This is a genomic window from Roseateles sp. P5_E11 (genome assembly GCF_054049355.1).
Map to the genome: position 1 here is coordinate 1 of NZ_JBFUMO010000774.1, position 2,200 is coordinate 2,200.

The 2,200-nt window shown below is 65.9% G+C and carries 3 protein-coding genes; all 3 read right to left on the reverse strand.

Going from position 1 to position 2,200, the window contains the following annotated elements:
- On the reverse strand, positions 1 to 787 hold a 787-nt coding region (locus ACXJKR_RS30380), incomplete at its 3' end, for a CTP synthase (RefSeq protein ID WP_457326014.1).
- 58 nt (positions 788 to 845) lie between these two features.
- A complete protein-coding gene (locus tag ACXJKR_RS30385; RefSeq protein ID WP_457326015.1) occupies positions 846 to 1,649 on the reverse strand; it encodes an alpha/beta fold hydrolase in 804 nt (267 codons plus the stop codon).
- Positions 1,650 to 1,721: 72 nt separating this feature from the next.
- Positions 1,722 to 2,200: substrate-binding periplasmic protein (locus ACXJKR_RS30390; RefSeq protein WP_457326016.1), on the reverse strand; the 479-nt coding region annotated here is incomplete at its 5' end.

Sequence of the window (2,200 nt, forward strand, 5' to 3'; positions counted from 1 at the left end):
GCTTGGTGCAGATGAGCTGGTCCAGGCCCTGCTCATGCAGCATGCGCGGCACCTTGTAGATGGTGTTCACGTCCCACATCGAGATCACGCCGTACTCGGCGACGTTGGTGAACAGCGAGATCTTCTCGCGCTCGTCGTCGGGGATGCGGCGGTCGGCGCGGCACAGCAGCGCGTCGGGCTGGATGCCGATCTCGCGCAGCTTCTGCACCGTGTGCTGGGTCGGCTTGGTCTTCAGCTCGCCAGCGGCGGCGATCCAGGGCACATAGGTCAGGTGCACATAGGCCGTGTTGGTCGGGCCGGCGCGCAGGCTCATCTGGCGCACGGCTTCGAGGAAGGGCAGGGACTCGATGTCGCCCACCGTGCCGCCGATCTCGACGATGGCCACGTCGACGCCCTCGGCGCCGCGCTTGATGTATTCCTGGATCTCGTTGGTGATGTGCGGGATCACCTGCACCGTCTTGCCGAGGTAGTCGCCGCGGCGTTCCTTCTCGAGCACGGTCTTGTAGATCTGGCCGGTCGTGAAGTTGTTGGCCTTCTTCATCCGCGTGGTGATGAAGCGCTCGTAGTGGCCGAGGTCGAGGTCGGTTTCGGCGCCGTCGTCGGTGACGAAGACTTCACCGTGCTGGAAGGGCGACATCGTGCCGGGGTCGACGTTGATGTAGGGGTCCAGCTTGATCAGGGTGACTTTGAGGCCGCGCGATTCGAGGATGGCAGCCAGGGAGGCCGACGCGATGCCCTTGCCCAGGGAGGACACCACACCGCCGGTGACGAAGACGAATTTGGTCATGTCTTGCAGCACGCAGAACAGCATGCTGAGGTGGGAAATTGCGATTGTACGAGACCCGTCAATTGGGCCCCAGCAACTCCAGCACCAAGTCGGCCGTTTCCTCAGGTTTCTCGAAAGGGAACAGGTGCGAGCCCTCCATCCAGCGCCAGTTCTCCCCAGCCAGTTTCCTGGACGCCGCGGCACCCGCCTGGCGCAGCTCGGCCGAGCGCGTACCGCCGACGAAAGCCACCGGGCACTGTGGCGGGCGCAGGCGCAGCAGCAGGGGCAGGTGGTGGGGCAAGGTACGGTAGATGTGGGCCTCGACCTCGCGCGTGAAACGCAGCCTGACCTGGCCGTCTTCCGACTCTTCGAAACCGGCGTCGATGTAGTCGGCCAGCACCCGTGGGTCCCAACGGGCGAAAAGCTTCTTGGCTGAGAAATGCTTGTAAACGGCCTCGCGATCCGGCCAGACATGGCGACGCTCGCGGGCGATCTTGGACGGGCCGTAGCGGTGGATGAGTCCCGTCGTCTTGGCCATCGCAACGACCGCGGCCTTCATGCCCGACACGACGGGTGAGTCCAGCATGACAAGGCGGCTGACGAGATCGGGTCGGCGGCAGGTGGCCATCAAACTCAGCATGCCGCCCAGCGAGTGGCCGACAAGGGCGACCTGGCCTTGCGGGCGCACTTCATGCTCGATGAAATGCAGCAGCTGGTCACGCAGGCGGCGCCAGTCGCCAGTCACGGGGAAGCGCGGGTCGTGGCCAAAGCGATCCAGCGCCTCGACGTGCCAGCCGGCGGCGCGCCAACGCTCGAACAGCACGCGGTAGCAGCCGGCGGGATAGCTGTTGGCGTGAGAGAAGACCAGCGTGCGAGTTGTCATGGGCGCGCAGTTTGCCTGCGTCGGGCGACCTGTTCAGCGTCAGTTTTGGAGTGCCGAGTCCAGACGTGGCCGTCAGTCGGGCGGCAGCTCAAGCTCCAGCACGCGGCGCCTGCCGGCGTGGATCTCATCAAGACTGCGCCTGAAGCCGGGAATGCTGCGGAACAGGCGGTCGAAGCTGCCGTCCGCCAGGGCTGCGCGCAGGCCGCGCTCGATGCGGTCGGCCAGGGCCGGGTTGTCGCGGCTGGTGAAAAAGTAGAAGGGCACGCCGTAGTGCAGGAACAGGGTCTGCTCGATGGCCAGGCCGCTGTGCTGTTGCTGCTCGTACCAGGCCTCATAAACGCCGCGCGGCATGTAGTCGAAGCGCCTGGCGCCCAGCATCGCGAAGAGCTGTTCGTAATTGACGGACGTGACCACGGGCAGGCCGTTGGCGCGCAGCACGTCGGTCGATGGCCAGCCCTCGCCGGCCCCGGCCGTGAAGCGGCTCAGGTCGGTCAGCGTGCGCACGGCCCGGAAACGCGCCTGGTCACCCCTGCGGATCAGGAAGACGCGGT

What these genes read in the sequence shown, in the direction of transcription:
- ACXJKR_RS30385 (WP_457326015.1), bottom strand. Translation starts at nt 1,649, where the DNA reads ATGACAACTCGCACGCTGGTCTTCTCTCACGCCAACAGCTATCCCGCC.